This window comes from Prevotella sp. AM42-24 (assembly GCF_003461825.1).
GTDB classification, from domain to species: Bacteria; Bacteroidota; Bacteroidia; order Bacteroidales; family Bacteroidaceae; genus Prevotella; species Prevotella hominis.
Window position 1 is genome coordinate 100,496 of record NZ_QTXV01000001.1, and the last position, 18,069, is coordinate 118,564.

Here is an 18,069-nt window from a genome sequence, read left to right on the forward strand (position 1 = left end):
CTCTTTGTTCAAACATATCTATAGAATATTCCATAGAAAAAATCTCTCCAGAACGCATCTTTGTCATATATATATCCAACGTCCTCCAAATTTTATATATTCTTAAAATCCGCAACACTATTAGCAACTACCCATGCCCATAGGGGTTAGCAACTTCCTATTTTATTGTACGTGGAGCAAATAATGAAATTCAGATGGTATCTTTGAGTAGAATAGAGCCTCATTATCTTTAGATAACGTTATTTTCTTTAGAACGGGGGTCCTTTTTAAATTGAAATCTTCGAATCCATGGAGAGAATTACACTTTCCTGTAACTACTACTTCTTCTAGCATTGGACATGAGTGGAAGAAATTTGAAATACAGTTAACACTACCCTTAAATTCTATTATCTTAAGAAAAAACTTGTGGCCGCAAACCCCGAAAGCATTACTATCAATTTTATCTACATGTCCCTTAAAGCATAGATACTCAAGCGATGAATCACTAAAAGCATCATACAAATAATCGATATCACCTGGAAATATCAAAGATTTAACATTGATAGAATTATTTAGAATGCTACCAGAAATTTTATGCAATGATGAGGGCAGCTGAATCTTGTAAAGATTATGACATCCTCCAAAAATACTACCACCCTGAAGAATTTCTACACCTTCCTTCAAGATAATTTCCTCAACAGTTTCGTTGTACCAGAATAAAGCCTCATGAATTTCTCTAATCGAACCTGCAATAACGACTTTTTTAACACCACTCCCAGAAAAAGCACTTTTGGCTATTTCAGTTGTACCCTCTGGGACTTCATAGAATGGTCCATATGGCACAGAAACTAACTTAGTACCTTCAAATATAGCTTTTGGAGGTATAACATTTCCTTGCTTATCCTTAAAATTAGCCACATCGTGTTTTGAAAATATTTTCTGATATTTTTCAATAACAGAATTGGGTATAATAATTTCTTCTAACTTATCACATGTAGAACTAAAACTACACTCTACTGATTCTAGCCCAGAATTTATAACAACACTAGTTAAACTGTCCTTACATGTGAGTATAGCTCTGAAATATACACGCTTTGTACCTGATGCAATTCGAACAGATGTAGCTTTAGGAGGGAACATCAGCAAACATTTTTCGTTGTTAATCATAGAATATACGACACCTGACTTATCAACAAAGCAATCATCTCTTTTACATAATATAGAATAGAGAGTTGTTGTGTCATCTTCTGTTATCCCTTGATGATAATAGTCATATCGACATATTTTATCAGGCATGAAAGCATCAACCAGATTAGTTTGGGATTTAGAGCCTAATTTATAACCATTTTCTAATAAAAACAGAACATAATCCGCATACTTAAAATAACTGTCTGATTTATAAAAATTAAAGTATTCATGTCCTTCTTGGAAACAACTTTCAATAAAGTTGGTTTCTGTATTAAAGGTCAGATGACTCCATTTTGAGCTTTTTTCTGCCATAAAAAACATACATATCCCATAGTTTTGCCAATCTTCCTGTGTCAATGGAGGAAAATCTTCCCAATTACGATTATACTTTAGAGCCATCGTCCTAAGCTGATCAATCTTACACTTATAAAGATCGCGGTAATGGACTCTTAATATAGCCGCATTATCAAAACTTGCATACAATTCACCTAAACAGGGTAATTGTTCTCTGTATAAAGGTCTATCATTGTGCAAATTATAGAAATAATAATATACAAACCTGTCTGACAAAGGCATTGAAGGAATTGCTCCTTGTGCAATATAATGTATTGCACAAGAACCATTATTAATCACAAGTTGACGTACAGCACAATTAAGTTCATCTAGTTTAATTAACAACGAATTCAGGGCATGAATAATATATGGTTCTTTACAACCTAGTTCGACTAGTTTTTCAAGAACCATTAATAATGCATTGTTTCGGCTTGTACTATTTGCATCAATATTATATCTTTCCCAATGCTCTATTTCCCGTAAAAGAAATTGCATCGGTTTAGTTTTTTCTGCTGGCAACACTCCGTAATTTTCGTACACAAAACATATGTATTCGTAGTTAACGTCGCGCCTCCATCTATAGTATTCAGGATTGTCACTCATACGAACTATCCTTTCTGAGTGTACGAGAAGCACTTCCTCCATTTCATGAGCTGGCATTGGCCCAAATTTAGTATTAGGCAGTGGAAATAAGGATGATGATACATAGATGTACATCAGCCTTTTAACATCAGGTTGATCTGAATGTTTTTTAAATAAGTTACGACAAGCATAATATTGTGACGGATTCTCCTTAACAGCAGGAATGCGTTTCTCTTCTTTTAAAACTTGCTCAATTTTTTCTAATTTGTCTTTGAAATATGCACTTCCCTCATTTTCTATATTACATAATTTCTTTAATTCTTGCAATTCATCTCGGTCACCATACCGTTTTAAGTAATAGTTGATTTTAGCATACGCTGCACTATCTTGAGATTGGCTTGGCATGCCATTATATTGACGAACAATTTCAAGCAACTCCTTTGCCTTCTGTTCAAAATCATCATTACCAGGACCTCTTCGAGTTCCTTTGCCAATGGATAGATGACTATCTATCACATTAAGCTTAAATTCATCAATTAAATTGATAAATTCTGGTTCGTTTGCATACCTTTTAAAGCTAGCATAAATTTTAGCATAGGCTTTTCTGTCAACATTAACTGATGGTACACCATCGTACTTAATTAACAAAGCCTTAATCTCAGCTGCTAGTTTTGGAATATCTGCTATTCTGGCCATATTTTTTAAGTAATCTTTAATTCCGCAACACTATTATAAATTAAACTTTTTAAGTACCTGAGCAACAAAAAAGTTGCCCAGGGGTTTGTCATATCGAAGAATTCACTTATCTTAGTGTTGCAAAAACAAACAAGAGAATCCTACGATAGACATGGCAAAAATACAAATTAAATCTGGGAAACCCACTCCTTTTGGAGGGATATTTTCGAACCATGGAGAAATTTAACTCCACATTGTTATAAAAGGTATTTATTTTATTAACTCTATAAACGCGCTTGGAATATACGCTGTCACAACTGTCACCAAGTCATCTACTACAACCCCAACTCTCTGCTGTCCTTGCCAGCGTGCAACTCTTCCTATCACTCCTTTGAACGCTCCTTCAGTAACCTTAACCAATTGTCCTTTTTCGAATTTTGGAACTTCAACTAATGAAACGATGGTATTTTCCGTATCGGCAGCACAGATGATTTTTAGACTATCCATCTGATAATTTGGAACTATCATAGTAATCTTCTCTATTCTGCGCCCAACGTGGACGTGACGATAGTAAAAACGAAGGAATGGGAGATTTACGTTGTCGTAAACGTAGGTTTTGATTTCTTTTTCAGTACCATAAGCGAAGAAAATATTTGGCAAACGTGATTCCGTAACAGTTTGACGTTTACCTTTTATTAGTTTCACTACACTTGTAGTAGGGTAAAAGGCTGTGATGCCCTTAGCAACCATATAATCGTATGCCGTTTTTTCTCTACCGTATGTACAGCGTAGTGCATACCAATGTGGAATTTCTTCCTTTTGGGTTTGTTTAGTCTTTGTTGTTAAAAGTGCATATCTGGTGGACACCCCTGTTTGTGAACTCTCAGCGAAAACAGTGCTTTGAGCTTCGGGGAGGGCGTTGGAGGTAAGTCCAGCGCAAGGAGGAAATTCACCATCTCCTAAGGTGTGTACATCTTCTGATGTCCATTCATCGGCTTTCATATCGGTGCTAACTTTTTTCTAGACAGAAATCCGTTAAATTGCGACAAAAGATTGTCTTCTCACCCAAAGCCCGCTATCGTATAGATAGGTCATGTTTGACTTCACTACACTCAGCACGGCGTAGGCTGCCGGTACGGTTATCATGAAAGAACTCGCCTTACAGTGACAACTGCAATCTGGCTATACAATCTAATTGCAAAGGTACGGAATTTTATTGAGAAAAGGCAAGAAATGGTAGAAAATATCAACGCCCCAATGAAAATTAAAGACTATTTAACCTTAATTCCACAACACTTTACTACTCACTTGTATGTTTGCATCTGGCCAACTGAAAGAGGGCAAGAAGTATGATGTTGATTTCAACCAACAGTTTATAGAGACTGAGCTGTATGATGCAAAGCCTACATACAAGAAGTTCTCTAGTTATCGCCCTGGCGTGAAGGAAAAGAACGTATCTTCGATGATAACTTATGGGTATGATACTGCGTATTGTCTCAAGTCGCATTGTGGGGTAAGGGGATGTCGTAGGCAGAAGGGATGTTTCAGCCTCAATTTATCTGACAATTCAGTAATGAGAGGACGTGTACACGCAAGAAGAAGGATGTTGAAGGGTTCCTAACCAAATATCATGACCGTACGATACATGAAGAATGGCATGACTGCCAGCCCACGCACTTGTGCCCTAAAGCCTTTCAGCTTAGAGTTGAAAGATTCTGTAGAAGCATTGGTAGATCTATTTTGAAATAATTGAGCACATTGTCTTTCCTCTCCATAATCGTGTCTCTTACCGAAATGAGTTCACGTATATGGCTTCTGCCAACATTCTTTCCCCATCTTTTCAAAACTAGTCCTGCTCTCTTTAGAAGTTACGACAGAAATCTATCAAATATAGCCAATTTTCTATCTTCCTTTTCCGTTTAGTTCTTCACCACCGTTCCCTTTCCGGCATTCAACGTAAAATTACCAAGGGATGTCTTGACTTTATAAATGCCATTCTTCGATGATACCAGCTTCGCCGACATTCCCATAAAGCTGACGCCGCCGTCCTTCTTCTCTATGGTGTACTTTCCGAAAGGAGTAGCTACGGTGATGTGGTGCTTGGTGTTTTCAACTACACCATACACTGTGCCGGATGGAGCCTGCTTTACCAGCTCGGCTACGCTTTTTACGGCATTTGCCACATCGGTGTTGTTACTCTTTGCAAAACTGGTTGTGGTGACAGCTACTACCATCATCAACGAAATCATAATCTTCTTCATACCTTATTATATATTAAAGGGTTATACTTCATGTTCCTCGTTCCACGAATCATTCTCTTCTATCGCTTCCCGATTACGAGCGCAAAAGTAAGATGGTTATTTCTATCCGCCAAATATCTAAACCTACCTTGTATGAAATGCCATTCTGTATGTACCAAATGACAAAGAGGAGGCGTCATAAGTCTAAATTATAGTAGGCGCATAACAGTTGACCGACACATGCACATCACCTGTTGTGCAAGCGCATATCAGCTGCTATGCAAGCGCACAACAGCTGTTGTGCGACCGGAGATACTAACTAACTCAAAAACATATACTATCTTTTCTAACAACTTATCATTAGTGTCCAATAAAAATTGGACACGTTAATTAATTAATCAAATAGTCCCTTAAAAAGGGGATAATCGAGTTCTTTGACATCGTTGAAAATGGTCTTATCAAATAGATCTCTTAGGTGGGTTTTGTCCGTCAATGAAATGCTTAGAATCTGCAAAACTTCATATGTCGAGCGTTTCAATTGCATATCATGGTGCACAATAGCCACGAGACAATAAGTGATAATGGCAACACTAATGGCCAAATAAGCATCAAAACTGATGAAAAATGCAGCTTTATAGCTATTTTTTCTTCATTTCCTATTCTAATTCGTTTTTTTTTGTTAATTTTGCAACGAAAATACAATAAAGTCATATCCGTAAAAATACAGAAGATGGACAAAAAACATTTCGATATAGATTTCAGGGCAGCCACGCTAAAAGATTTTGAGGAGTGTATGGATTTAATAAATCAGGCACGACAGCAGATGATAGAATCAGGACTACATCAATGGACTGGTGGCTATCCTTCTGAATCTGATATTTTGGCTGATATCAATAACGGAGTAGCGCAAGTACTTACTATTGATAAAAAGATTGCAGTTTATGGAGCTGTCATACTTAACGGGGAAGAAAAATATAATAGTATCCAGGGTACTTGGAAGACATATGGTAATTATTATGCCATTCATCGTTTGGCAACTTTACCCGAACTCCAAAGAGAAGGTTTTGCTCAGGTATTTATTAAAAAGGTAAAAGGACTTTGTGAAGTAGAATGCATTCCAAGTATCAAGGTAGATACCCATATCAAAAACCTGAAAATGGTGAAACTTCTATCATCGATGGGATTCTGCTATTGCGGAACTGTCGATTATGGTATCCGTGGCAAGCGAATTGCATTTGAATATGTTACGCTGAATGAAAAAGAAGAAAATATCTATTAAGAGATTTTAATGTCGTATTTCCAAAATATTGTTTCTTTTTTTGGCAATTAGAATTATTTGCAGTATCTTTGCATTAGATATGTTGTAGCTGGCTTTTGAAAGTTGATATTTCATTTAGCCCGCTTACTTCAATCTAAGTATGAAAGAAACAATTATGAAAGAAGAAAAAACGACTATGATGAAGCAACTTGTTGAACAACTCAACAATGCTTCTCAAGCATATTATAATGGTGAGGCTGAACTGATGTCCGACTATGAGTGGGATTCCAAGTTCGACCAGCTGAAATTGTTGGAAGATGAAACTGGAATAGTTTTACCAGATTCTCCAACAAATAAAGTTTCTGAGGATTCTATTTCCGGCAAGAAAGAACCTCATGAATTTCCTGCCTTATCACTTGCCAAAACCAAAAGTGTTGCTGACCTTGAAAAATGGGCCAGTAACAAACCGATTTGGATTTCATGGAAACTTGATGGACTTACGTTAGTTGCTACTTATGATGATGGGAAACTTACCAAAATCGTAACTCGTGGTGATGGGCATATAGGTACGAATATTACTCATCTTGCCCCTGCCATCAAGGGAGTATTGCCTAAGATTTCTGAAAAAGGGCATTTGGTAATCCGTGGAGAGGCTGTAATTTCCTATGAGGATTTCAATAATTTTCTTTTAGAGACAGAAAGTGATTATGCCAATCCGCGTAATCTTGCGTCTGGATCTCTGACGCTTAAGGATGTGGATGAAGTTAAACTCCGCCATATCCAGTGGATTCCTTTCACTTTAGTATATTCCGATCAGGAAATTCTATCATGGGGGCAAAGAATGGATTATTTAGAAAAGCTTGGCTTTCAGACGGTGGAACATCGATTCATAGAAAATCCTACCTCTGTGAATATTCAGGAGAAAATTGATGAGTTTACCCAGAAAGTTACCCATAAGAAGCAACCATTTCCGGTGGATGGACTGGTTATTACTTATGATGATACCCAGTATGCTTCTACTGGTTCTGTTACTGGTCATCATGCGACAAGAGCCGGTTATGCTTTCAAATGGCAGGATGAATATGCAGAGACGGTTTTGGATCATATAGAATGGTCATGTGCTGCCAGTACGATTTCTCCTGTTGCTGTTTTTCAACCAGTAGAGTTGGAAGGCACTACCGTTCAGCGTGCTTCGCTCTGTAATATCAGCGAATGTGAACGCTTGGGTATTGGAGATGCGGGTACGAAATTACAGGTAATCAAGGCCAATAAGATTATTCCTAAAGTCATCAAAATAACTGAAAAAGTTGGCGTTCTGAATATTCCTGATAAATGTCCTGTTTGTGGTGCTGAGGCTCATGTGGTTTTGAGTGAATCGGGGACTAAGAAATTACATTGCAGCAATGCTGACTGTACTGCTAAACAGTTGAAGAAGTTTGCCCGCTTTGTAAGCAAAGATGGAATCAATATAGACGGAATTTCAGAACAAACGGTTTCCACTTTTATCAATCATGGATGGATCAGGGATTATGCTGATTTCTATCACTTGAAAGATTTTGCCTACCAGATTACGAGTCTGGATGGATTTGGCAAGAGATCGGTCAGTAAGTTGTTGGAAAGTATCGAAAAAAGTCGAAATACTGACAGCAGGCATCTGCTGTATGCTCTGAGTATTCCTCTATGCGGGTTTGATGTTGCCAAACGTCTTTTAAGTAAATATACTTTTAAGGAATTGATGGAAACTGCTAAGACTTCGCTTTTTGATGATGTATTTGCAAGTATAGATGGTATTGGTCCTGAAAAAAGTGCCAGGTTCGTAAACTGGTTCAAAGATGATAAAAACTATCTTAAGGTTTCAAACCTACTGAAGGAACTTGATGTCAAAGAAGTAGAAGTTGCGGAAGTGGGTACGAAATGTGCAGGTCAGACTTTTGTGATAACAGGCGATGTGTATCATTATAAAAACCGAAACGAACTGAAGGCTTATATAGAAAGTCAAGGTGGTAAGGTAACTGGTAGTGTGAGTAAAAGCACAACATACCTTATAAATAATGATGCAGAGTCTCAAAGTTCTAAAAACAAGAAGGCCCATCAACTGGGCATTTCCATTATCACAGAGGAACAATTCAGAGAAAAATTCACTTGAGATGACCATTCTTAATATATGATGATTCTTTCTTCATAAAAATGGATTTCATCTCATCTAAACTTAAATAAAGTATGTATATAGCAGTAGCAGGTAATATTGGAAGTGGTAAAACAACGCTTACTCAAATGTTATCAAAGCATTACGGATGGAAGAAATTTCTTGAACCCGTTGAGAAAAACCCTTACCTGGATGATTATTATAAAGATATTCCCAGATGGGTGCTCAATATGGAAATCTTCTATTTGAAGCAGCGCTTCAAAAATCTGTTGGAAATACAACAAAGTAACGAGACTATCATTCAAGACCGCAGTATCTTCGAGGGCGTGTATGTCTTTGTGGCTAACAATAGAAAAATGGGTTATATGGACGAGCGTGACTTTGATACTTATATGGGATTGTTTGATTCAATGATGTCTGTTGTAGAGCAACCGGAATTGATGATTTATCTTCGTTCTTCTGTACCGCATCTCGTCAAAAATATCCAGAAAAGAGGACGGGAATGTGAACAGAAAATTCCACTTGATTATCTTCAGGGGATCAATGCTCTCTACGAAGATTTTATATGGAATAAATACAAAGGAAAGGTGCTCGTGATTGACGTTGACAACATGGATTTTGAGCATAATCCTAAAGAGTTTGGAGGCATCATTGATAAGATAGACGCAGAACTCTTTGGTCTTTTCTCTTCACGAGTAAATGAAAAAGATTAGTAAACAATTTAAATGTTAAGAAAATGCATATAGCAATTGCGGGCAATATCGGTAGTGGTAAAACGACGCTCACGAAATTACTGAGCAAAAGATATGGTTGGAAACCTAATTTCGAACCTGTTGATAATAATCCCTATCTGGCTGATTATTACAAGGATATGGAAAGATGGTCTTTCAACCTGCAGATCTATTTCTTGAATAAGAGATTTCATGATGTAGTAGAAATCTCCAAGTGTGATGATACAATTATTCAGGATAGAACTATCTTTGAAGATGCGAAGATTTTCGCTCCAAATCTTCATGATATCGGTATGATGAGTGACAGGGATTTTGAAAACTATACCGACCTCTTTGATCTTATGATCAGTCTGGTAAAACTTCCTGATCTCATGATTTATATCAGAAGTAGCATCCCTACTCTGGTGAGCCATATCGAGCGTCGTGGTAGAAACTTTGAAAAAAGTATTCGCATAGATTATCTTCAGGGATTGAATAACAGATATGAGAATTGGATCAAAAACTATAAGGGTAAATTGATTATTATAGATGGTGACCATCTTAATTTCGAGGAGAACCCTGAGGATTTCAGACAGATTACTGATCAGATAGATGCAGAACTGTTTGGTCTCTTCCCATTGGAATAAGTTGGGAATCAATGGGCTTTAGTTTCTGATTATAAATATATTATCAACAAGAATTAACAAATTGTCAACGTATGAAGCATTACAATATCGAAGAAGACATGAGGTATCTCCAACTTCTTTCGCAATCGTTTCCTACGGTTGCGGAGGCGAGTACGGAGATTATCAATTTGCAGGCAATCCTTAATTTGCCTAAGGGTACGGAACATTTCCTGGCTGATATCCATGGTGAGTATGAAGCATTTATTCACGTATTGAAGAATGCATCTGGAAACATCAAGCGAAAGGTAAATGAACTGTTCGGCAATACTCTGAGGGAAACAGAGAAAAGAGAACTGTGTACGCTTATTTACTATCCGGAACAGAAACTTGAACTGGTAAAGCATAATGAGACGGATATTGATGACTGGTATCATATTACGCTTCATCAATTGGTTGCAGTATGCCGTGATGTTTCCAGCAAATATACTCGTTCAAAAGTAAGAAAGTCACTTCCTGCTGATTTTTCATACATCATTCAGGAACTTCTACATGAGCATACGGAAGATCATGATAAAACTGCTTATGTGAATGTAATTGTCGATACGATCATTTCTACAGGTAGAGCGGATGATTTCATCATCGCCATTGCCAATGTAATCCAGCGTTTGGCTATCGATTCGCTTCATATATTGGGAGATATTTACGATAGAGGTCCTGGTGCCCATATCATCATGGACACTATGAGGAAATATCATAGTTGGGATATGCAATGGGGAAATCACGACATTCTCTGGATGGGTGCTGCGGCAGGTAATGATGCTTGTATCTGTAATGTTATCAGATTGAGTTTGCGATATGGTAATTTACCAACTCTTGAGGAAGGTTATGGAATCAATCTTGTTCCTTTGGCTACGTTTGCCATGGAGACTTACAAGAATGATCCATGTACGGAGTTTATTCCTAAAACAACAGGTGGTGCTTCCCTGTTGGATGAAAAAACTTTGCGATTAACGGCTCAGATGCATAAGGCCATTGCGGTAATTCAGTTTAAGGTGGAGAGCCAGATTATTGCCAAGCATCCTGAATGGAAAATGAATGACAGATGTCTCTTTGAACATGTTGATTATCAGAATGGAACGATAGATCTTCAAGGGAAAACGTACAAGATGAGTTCTTGCTCCTTCCCTACTATCAATCCTGCTGCCCCATCTGAATTATCACCAGAGGAAGAAATTCTCATCAGCAAATTGCATCATTCATTCTCTGTTTGTGAAAAGTTGCATAAGCACATCAGAGTGATGTTGCAACATGGTTGTATGTATGGAATTTATAATAATAATCTGTTGTTCCATGCATCTTGTCCTCTGAATGAAGATGGTTCTTTGAAGGAAGTGGAAATTTATCCTGGAAAGAAATATAGCGGTAGAGCCTTAATGCACTATACGGGTATGCAGATTCGTACTGCTTTCCAGCAGGATTCTGCGCCAGAGGAGCGAGATTATGCGATTGACTATTTCTTGTATCTGTGGTGTGGTCCAGACAGTCCTCTCTTTGACAAGAGTAAAATGGCTACATTTGAGCGATATTTTATTGCAGATAAGGAGACCCATGTTGAGGAAAAGGGATATTATTTCAAGCTTCGTGATGATGAAGAAGTGATAGACCATATTCTTGATGCATTCGGAGTGGTAGGTTCTAATAGACATATCATCAACGGACACGTGCCTGTAAGAACTCTGAAGGGTGAAAATCCTATCAAAGCCAATGGTAAACTGATGGTTATTGATGGTGGATTCTCTAAGGCTTATCATAATGAGACGGGTATAGCCGGTTATACGTTAGTCTATCACTCCAGAGGTTTCCAGCTTGTTCAGCATGAACCTTTTACAAGTACAGAAGATGCTATCCAGAGAGGTACGGACATTAAAAGTACCACCCAGATAGTAGAAATGTCTAATAGAAGAATGCTTGTGGCTGATACTGATATAGGTGTGGAACTTCGTAAGCAAATTGACGATCTGGAGGAATTACTCTTTGCTTACAGACATGGATATATTAAAGAAAAAGAAAAGAAGCAATAATTTGTAATACAGCAAGTTATCCAACTTTAGTTAGAGAAATATTATAAGGCATTATTTGCTTGTAATATTTCTCTTTTTTTTGTTTTTTAGCCCGATAACATCTTTTTGTTTTTTCATTTGAGTCTTAAAATGATTGTTAAAATGACTTTAGGCAAATAAACTTATTTCTACTACACTTCGTCTAACCAAACGTAAATAGAGAAAAACTGTAATCTGATTTAGATTATGAAATCTGTAGTTATAAAATAAATCGGATTATACTAAGAGTGATAATAATATAAATGATTAAGATATGAACAAAAGATTTGGTAAAGTTTTGATTGGTGCTTTCTTAGCCACCATTCCTTCTGGGATTTTTGCAAAACAATGGACTCTAAAAGAATGCATCAATTATGCATTGGAGAATAATATAAGTTTGCAAAAGACTCAAATTAAAAAAGCAAGTGCAAATGAGGATTATTTGCAGTCTAAAGCTGCATTGTTGCCTTCTTTGTCTGCTTCGTCTAATCAGAATGTCAGTTATACTCCTTGGGTAACAAGCGGAATCAGTGGAGAGGGTTTCACCAAATCTTCTGTTGATAAGGTTTATTACAATGGTTCTTATTCTGTAACGGGTAACTATGTAATCTGGAATGGAAACAAGAATCGTAACCAGGTAAAACTGAATAAGTTGACTTACGAAGCTGCTGCTTTGGATTCAGCCACTCAGGCTCAAAATCTGCAAGAACAAATCGCTACTTTATACATTCAGATTTGCTATTCTACGGAGGCGATAAAAGTAAACCAAGAAAGTTATAAATCAAGTCTGGAAAATGAAAACCGTGGAAAGGAATTCGTTAAGATTGGTAAGATGAGTCAGGCTGATTTAGCTCAGCTTACTGCTCAGAGAGCACAGGATGAATATAATATTGTTGCTGCTGAGAGTAATGTCAAGAATTACAAGAGACAACTCAAGGAATTGTTGCAAATTACAAACGATGAGGCTTTTGATATTGTGATTCCTTCTACTACCGATTCACAGGCTTTAGCTTCTATTCCTGCTCTCAATAGCGTTTATGCTTCTGCTCTTGACAATCGTCCGGAAATCAAAAGCTATCAGAATATGATAGATCAGAGTAATTTGAATATTGATATTGCCAAAGCTGGTAAAATGCCAACGATTAGTGCCAATGCAGGTGTCTCTACAAGTTCTACTTCCATGAACAAGACTGGTTGGGGAACGCAAATCAAGCAGAATTTCAATTTAGGTGGTGGTGTTTCCATCAGCATTCCTATCTATGATAATCGTGCAACCAAAACTGCTATCAACAAGGCTAATCTTCAGAAACAGAGTAGTATGTTGGATTTGAAGAATGAGCAGACAAAGCTCTACTCTACTATTGAAAATTATTGGTTGCAGGCGAATACAAATCAGAGCCAATTCAAAGCTGCGAAGGTTTCTACCGAAAGTGCCAAGACCTCTTTTGAACTCTTGAATGAGCAGTTTAAACTGGGATTGAAAAATATTGTAGAACTTCGTACGGGTAAGGATAATCTCCTTAATGCTCAGCAGAATGAATTGCAGGCTAAGTACTTGACAATCCTTAATTTAGGTATGTTGAACTTCTATAAAAACGGGAAGGTGGAGTAATCTTCTTTTATCAATATAAATAGGTATGATGAAATAATAAATTTAAAAGAACACTGAGAGATATGAAAACGAAAATCTTTAGTAAGGTATGGATTGCCATGATTCTTGTGGTTGTCATAGCAGTTGCTGCTTGGTTGCTTTCGGGGGGCAAAAAGGAAGAACAGATTAATTTCAAGCAAGAGAAAGTTGCCACTCATACACTGCAGAACAGTATAACTGCTACAGGAACTATAGAGGCTGTTACCAGTGTTACTGTTGGTACTCAGGTGAGTGGTATTGTGAATAAACTTTATGTGGATTACAATTCCGTAGTTAAAAAAGGTCAGGTGATTGCTGAACTTGACAAGACCAACCTGATCAGTGAACTGAATACGGCTAAGGCAAATTTAGCAAGTACTGAGAGTAATCTCAGTTATCAGAGTGCCAATATGAAGCGCTATCAGACTTTGTACAAGAAAGGTCTTGTAAGTGCTGATGAATATGAAAATGCCCTTTTGGCTTACAGGCAGGCCAAGGAGCAGGTTGCTTCTTCCCGAGAAAATGTGCAGAAAGCGCAAACTAATCTGGGGTATGCTACAATCACTTCTCCTATTGATGGAACTGTGATTTCTAAAAGTGTGGAAGAAGGACAGACTGTAGCTGCCAGTTTCAATACACCAGAACTTTTCACTATTGCCAAAGACTTGAAGAATATGCAGGTTATTGCAAATGTTGATGAAGCAGATATCGGTGGTGTAGCTGTAGGCAATAGAGTTAACTTTACGGTAGATGCTTATCCTGATGATACTTTCGAGGGTGTTGTTAAGCAGGTGAGACTGGAAGCTACCACTACTAATAATGTGGTAACTTACGAAGTGGTAATTAGCGCTCCTAATGCGGATCTGAAATTGAAGCCAGGACTTACTGCCAATGTTACCATTTTCACGAAGGAGCAAGCTAATATATTAAGTGTTGCCAATAAGGCTTTGCGCTTTACTCCAACTAAAGAGACGGTGGGCAAAGATATGAAAATCGTAGATTGCAAAGGTAAGAATAAGGTATGGACGCTAAATGGTAATACGCTGACTGCCCATTCAGTAAATATCGGGCAGAGTGATGCAATGCATACTCAGATTATTAGCGGTATAAAGGCAGGTCAAAGCGTTGTTACAGAAATTGTTGTTGATGCTTCTGAAGACGAAGAAGATAGTCAGCAGCAAAGTCAGGGATTGATTAGCGGACCTGGTCCAAGAGGAAAGAAAAAATAACCCAAGTTGAGAGTCCCCTGATCAAGGAACTCTCAGCAGAAACAATTTTTCAAGAGATGACAGAAATTTCAAGCAATAGCCATGAAGGCAAACAAATAGGACAGCAAGAGGGCAAAAAGGTCGTCATTGAACTGGATAATGTGAAGCGCAATTTCTTAGTTGGAGATGAGGTGGTTCATGCCTTGAAAGGTGTTAGCTTCAAGATCTATGAGGGAGAGTTTGTTACTATCATGGGTAAATCTGGTTCTGGTAAATCTACCCTACTCAACCAGCTCGGTTGTCTCGATACTCCATCCAGTGGTGAATATTATCTTGATGGAGTCAGCGTGAGGACGATGTCAAGAAATGACCGTGCTATTCTTAGAAACCGAAAGATTGGTTTTATTTTCCAGAACTACAACCTGTTGCCTAAGACGACAAGTGTAGAGAATGTAGAACTTCCTCTGATGTATAATCCTAATATAGGTCCTGAAGAGCGAAAGAATAGAGCGATTGAGGCTTTGAAGGCTGTAGGTCTTGGCGAGCGACTTTATCACAAGAGCAACCAGATGTCTGGTGGACAGATGCAGCGTGTTGCTATTGCCAGAGCTCTGGTCAATGATCCTGCGGTGATTCTCGCTGATGAGGCTACAGGCAATTTGGATACGAGAACCAGTTTTGAGATTCTAGTCTTGTTTCAGAAACTTTATGCAGAAGGCAGAACCATTATATTTGTGACTCATAATCCGGATATTGCCAATTATTCCAGTAGGAATATAGAGTTGCGTGACGGTCATATTATCAGTGACGAATACAATCAGCATATCCTTTCTGCAAAGGAAGGTTTGGCTGCATTGCCTCAGAATACAGATGAATAGATTTAGAATCTTATTTCTTTGATGTTCCTATAAAAATAAGAAAATGAATTATCAGAATCTTTTTAAAATAGCAATCCGTGCCATTGCGGCCAACAAGATGCGCTCTTTCCTCACGGCATTAGGTATCATTATCGGTATTGCCGCAGTTATTACCATGCTTGCCATTGGTCAGGGAAGTAAAGCCAGCATCAAGGCTAATATTGCAGAGATGGGTTCCAATATGATTATGATTCATCCGGGAGCCGATATGCGTGGAGGTGTTCGTCAAGATGCTTCTTCCATGGAGACTCTTAAGCAGACCGACTATGACGCCATTAAGGATGAATGTAACTATATTTCGGCCATTTCGCCTTCTGTGAGCAGTAATGGACAATGGATCAATGGTAACAACAATACCCAGAGTAGTATTTATGGTGTGAATCAGGACTATCTGACTATCAGACAATTGAAGATTGCTGATGGAGAGATGTTTACTGATTCTGACATCAAGACTGCTGCCAAAGTTTGTATCTTGGGACAGACGGTTGTGGATTATCTTTTCCCGGATGGAAGTGATCCTATAGGAAGGGTTGTCCGCTTCAACAGTATTCCTTTCCGTGTGATAGGAGTTCTTAAGAAAAAGGGTTATAACAGTATGGGTATGGACCAGGACGACCTTGTTTTGGCTCCATATACTACGGTCATGAAACGAATCTTAGCGCAGACTTATCTGAGTGAAATTGTATGTTCGGCCATTACAGAAGAAGCTTCAGAACCTGCTCAGGATCAGATAACACAGATTCTTCGTAGAACACATAAGTTGAAAGACGCTACGGATACGACGGAGGGTGACGATGATGATTTTAATATCCGTTCACAGGAAGAAATCTCAAGTATGATGAATTCCACGATGTCAACTATTACAATTTTGCTCGGTAGTGTTGCGGGTATTTCTCTGATTGTGGGTGGCATTGGAATCATGAATATTATGTATGTGAGTGTCACAGAACGAACCCGAGAGATCGGCTTGAGAATGAGTGTTGGAGCCAGGGGAATAGACATCCTCAACCAATTCCTTATCGAGGCTATTCTGCTGAGTGTTACTGGTGGTATAATCGGTGTGATTCTTGGAGTAAGTATTTCGGTTTCCTTGCAACAGTTTGCCCACGTAGCTACTCAGATAGAGCCATGGAGTATTATCATGAGTTTTGCAGTATGTACGTTTACTGGTGTATTCTTTGGATGGTATCCTGCCAAAAAAGCAGCAAGGCTCGATCCGATAGAAGCCATTCGTTACGAATAAAACAGGCAATAAAAGTTTTTTAAGAGATTTTTTGTAGCCAAAAAGACAATATTATGGCCTCCACTACGTTATTTTTTTATAACAAGTGGAGGCTTTTATTAGCTCACATTTAATAACTTGGAGATTTAACTATTTAAAGATTACTATTATGAAAATTAGTTGCGCAATAGTAGATGACAATATAGAATCTGTAAAAATTCTAAAGAGCCATGTAGCTAAAGTCCCCTATTTGAATTTAATAGGTGGCTATACGAATGCAGTTGAGGCAATGAAAGGCTTTAGAGAACATTCTATTGATTTGCTTTTCATGGGTATTCGTATGCAGCAGTTGAGTGGCTTGGAACTTGCGAAATTGCTACCTAAGAAGACTCGTATCGTTTTTGTTACTGCATTTAGTGAATATGCGATAGATGGTTATAAGTCTGGCGGTTTCGACTATCTTCTCAAACCGGTAAATTATCAGAATTTTCAGGCTTGTGTTGAGAGAGTAAGAAATTACATGAGAAATGTGGATGAAGCTGACCCGATAAGGAGAGATGGCTATATGTTCGTGAAGAGTGATTATAAAGCTATCCGGGTCAATTTTGATGATATTCTTTTTGTGGAAGGTGTGAAGGATTATGTGAAATTCCATATGAAAAATAAAAGAAACATCATTACTTTGATGAATTTGCGCCAACTGGAAGATCATCTCCCCAAACGAAAATTCAAGAGAATTCACCGCTCTTATATTGCAAATTTTGATTTGTTTGATTATACAGACAAAACGAAACTCTATTATGGAGAAATTTGTATCCCGATTTCTGAAACATATAAGAATATTGTAGTTGATTTTATCGACAGGCATACTTTGGATTAAGATATTGGTTTACAAGAGCTGCAGATCTTATGAATGAAGTCTTCAGAAGAAGAACTTATAAGAAGGCTTATAAAATAAATTAGGATTTTGAAATAGTGCTATAAGGGAAGTATTATAAAGGTAATTTTATAAAAAAGTTTGTTTTATATATGGAGTCCTATAGATATATTTCTTAGAGTAAGTTTTATTGTAAGAGTAAGATTAAAAAAATACAAAAAGCGAAATATTGAAAAGTATTAAATGAAACCCAAACAGGCAAAGCTAAATTCCATATTTTTTTTAATCATTAGCAATGCCTGTTTGAGAGAATAATTATTTTTTTTGCTCTTTTTATTAATGCTTTATAGTTTGATAGAAACTTTTGTCGTACATAATT

General features: G+C 37.6%; 13 protein-coding genes and 2 pseudogenes. 11 read left to right on the forward strand and 4 right to left on the reverse strand.

Annotated elements, in window-relative coordinates:
• Positions 1–162 precede the first annotated feature (162 nt).
• Together DW917_RS00425 and DW917_RS00435 are read right to left on the reverse strand one after the other, a co-directional pair.
• Positions 163–2,778 carry a leucine-rich repeat domain-containing protein gene (locus tag DW917_RS00425; protein WP_118115437.1) on the reverse strand — a complete coding sequence of 872 codons (2,616 nt, stop codon included), beginning with the start codon at positions 2,776–2,778 and terminating at the stop codon, positions 163–165.
• Between the two features lie 249 nt (positions 2,779–3,027).
• Entirely contained in the window at positions 3,028–3,759 is a 732-nt protein-coding gene (locus DW917_RS00435; RefSeq protein ID WP_118115440.1) for a UpxY family transcription antiterminator, read from the reverse strand.
• 289 nt (positions 3,760–4,048) lie between these two features.
• Between DW917_RS00435 and DW917_RS00440 the strand changes: the two are divergent.
• Positions 4,049–4,198 (forward strand): annotated as a pseudogene (locus DW917_RS00440) (IS1380 family transposase); the annotation flags it as partial.
• A gap of 478 nt (positions 4,199–4,676) precedes the next feature.
• On the opposite strand, the gene DW917_RS00450 reads toward DW917_RS00440, so the two are convergent.
• Both DW917_RS00450 and DW917_RS00455 read right to left on the reverse strand, forming a co-directional pair.
• The gene (locus DW917_RS00450; protein ID WP_147344094.1) at positions 4,677–5,018 is read right to left on the reverse strand and encodes a hypothetical protein; all 342 of its coding nucleotides are present in this window, start codon (positions 5,016–5,018) and stop codon (positions 4,677–4,679) included.
• A gap of 373 nt (positions 5,019–5,391) precedes the next feature.
• Positions 5,392–5,598, reverse strand: a pseudogene (locus DW917_RS00455) (IS4 family transposase); the annotation flags it as partial.
• Positions 5,599–5,727: 129 nt separating this feature from the next.
• Between DW917_RS00455 and DW917_RS00460 the strand changes: the two are divergent.
• From DW917_RS00460 to DW917_RS00505, 10 genes are all read left to right on the forward strand, one after another.
• On the forward strand, positions 5,728–6,276 hold the full coding sequence (locus DW917_RS00460; protein WP_134843367.1) for an N-acetyltransferase: 549 nt from the start codon (positions 5,728–5,730) through the stop codon (positions 6,274–6,276).
• Positions 6,277–6,430: 154 nt separating this feature from the next.
• Entirely contained in the window at positions 6,431–8,401 is a 1,971-nt protein-coding gene (gene ligA / locus DW917_RS00465) for an NAD-dependent DNA ligase LigA (RefSeq protein WP_118115597.1), read from the forward strand.
• 74 nt (positions 8,402–8,475) lie between these two features.
• A complete protein-coding gene (locus DW917_RS00470) occupies positions 8,476–9,114 on the forward strand; it encodes a deoxynucleoside kinase (RefSeq protein ID WP_118115446.1) in 639 nt (212 codons plus the stop codon).
• 23 nt (positions 9,115–9,137) lie between these two features.
• Entirely contained in the window at positions 9,138–9,758 is a 621-nt protein-coding gene (locus DW917_RS00475) for a deoxynucleoside kinase (RefSeq protein WP_022109967.1), read from the forward strand.
• 71 nt (positions 9,759–9,829) lie between these two features.
• A complete protein-coding gene (locus tag DW917_RS00480) occupies positions 9,830–11,818 on the forward strand; it encodes a fructose-1,6-bisphosphatase (protein WP_118115448.1) in 1,989 nt (662 codons plus the stop codon).
• A gap of 292 nt (positions 11,819–12,110) precedes the next feature.
• Positions 12,111–13,448: a TolC family protein gene (locus DW917_RS00485; RefSeq protein ID WP_118115450.1), complete on the forward strand. Its 1,338-nt coding sequence runs from the start codon at positions 12,111–12,113 to the stop codon at positions 13,446–13,448.
• Between the two features lie 62 nt (positions 13,449–13,510).
• Positions 13,511–14,695, forward strand: coding sequence for an efflux RND transporter periplasmic adaptor subunit (locus DW917_RS00490; protein WP_118115452.1), 1,185 nt, complete (start codon positions 13,511–13,513; stop codon positions 14,693–14,695).
• 56 nt (positions 14,696–14,751) lie between these two features.
• The gene (locus DW917_RS00495; protein ID WP_118115454.1) at positions 14,752–15,552 is read left to right on the forward strand and encodes an ABC transporter ATP-binding protein; all 801 of its coding nucleotides are present in this window, start codon (positions 14,752–14,754) and stop codon (positions 15,550–15,552) included.
• 43 nt (positions 15,553–15,595) lie between these two features.
• On the forward strand, positions 15,596–16,834 hold the full coding sequence (locus tag DW917_RS00500) for an ABC transporter permease (RefSeq protein WP_118115456.1): 1,239 nt from the start codon (positions 15,596–15,598) through the stop codon (positions 16,832–16,834).
• A gap of 148 nt (positions 16,835–16,982) precedes the next feature.
• Positions 16,983–17,693, forward strand: a complete 711-nt coding sequence (locus DW917_RS00505) for a LytTR family DNA-binding domain-containing protein (RefSeq protein WP_118115458.1) — start codon at positions 16,983–16,985, stop codon at positions 17,691–17,693.
• Positions 17,694–18,069: the final 376 nt, after the last annotated feature.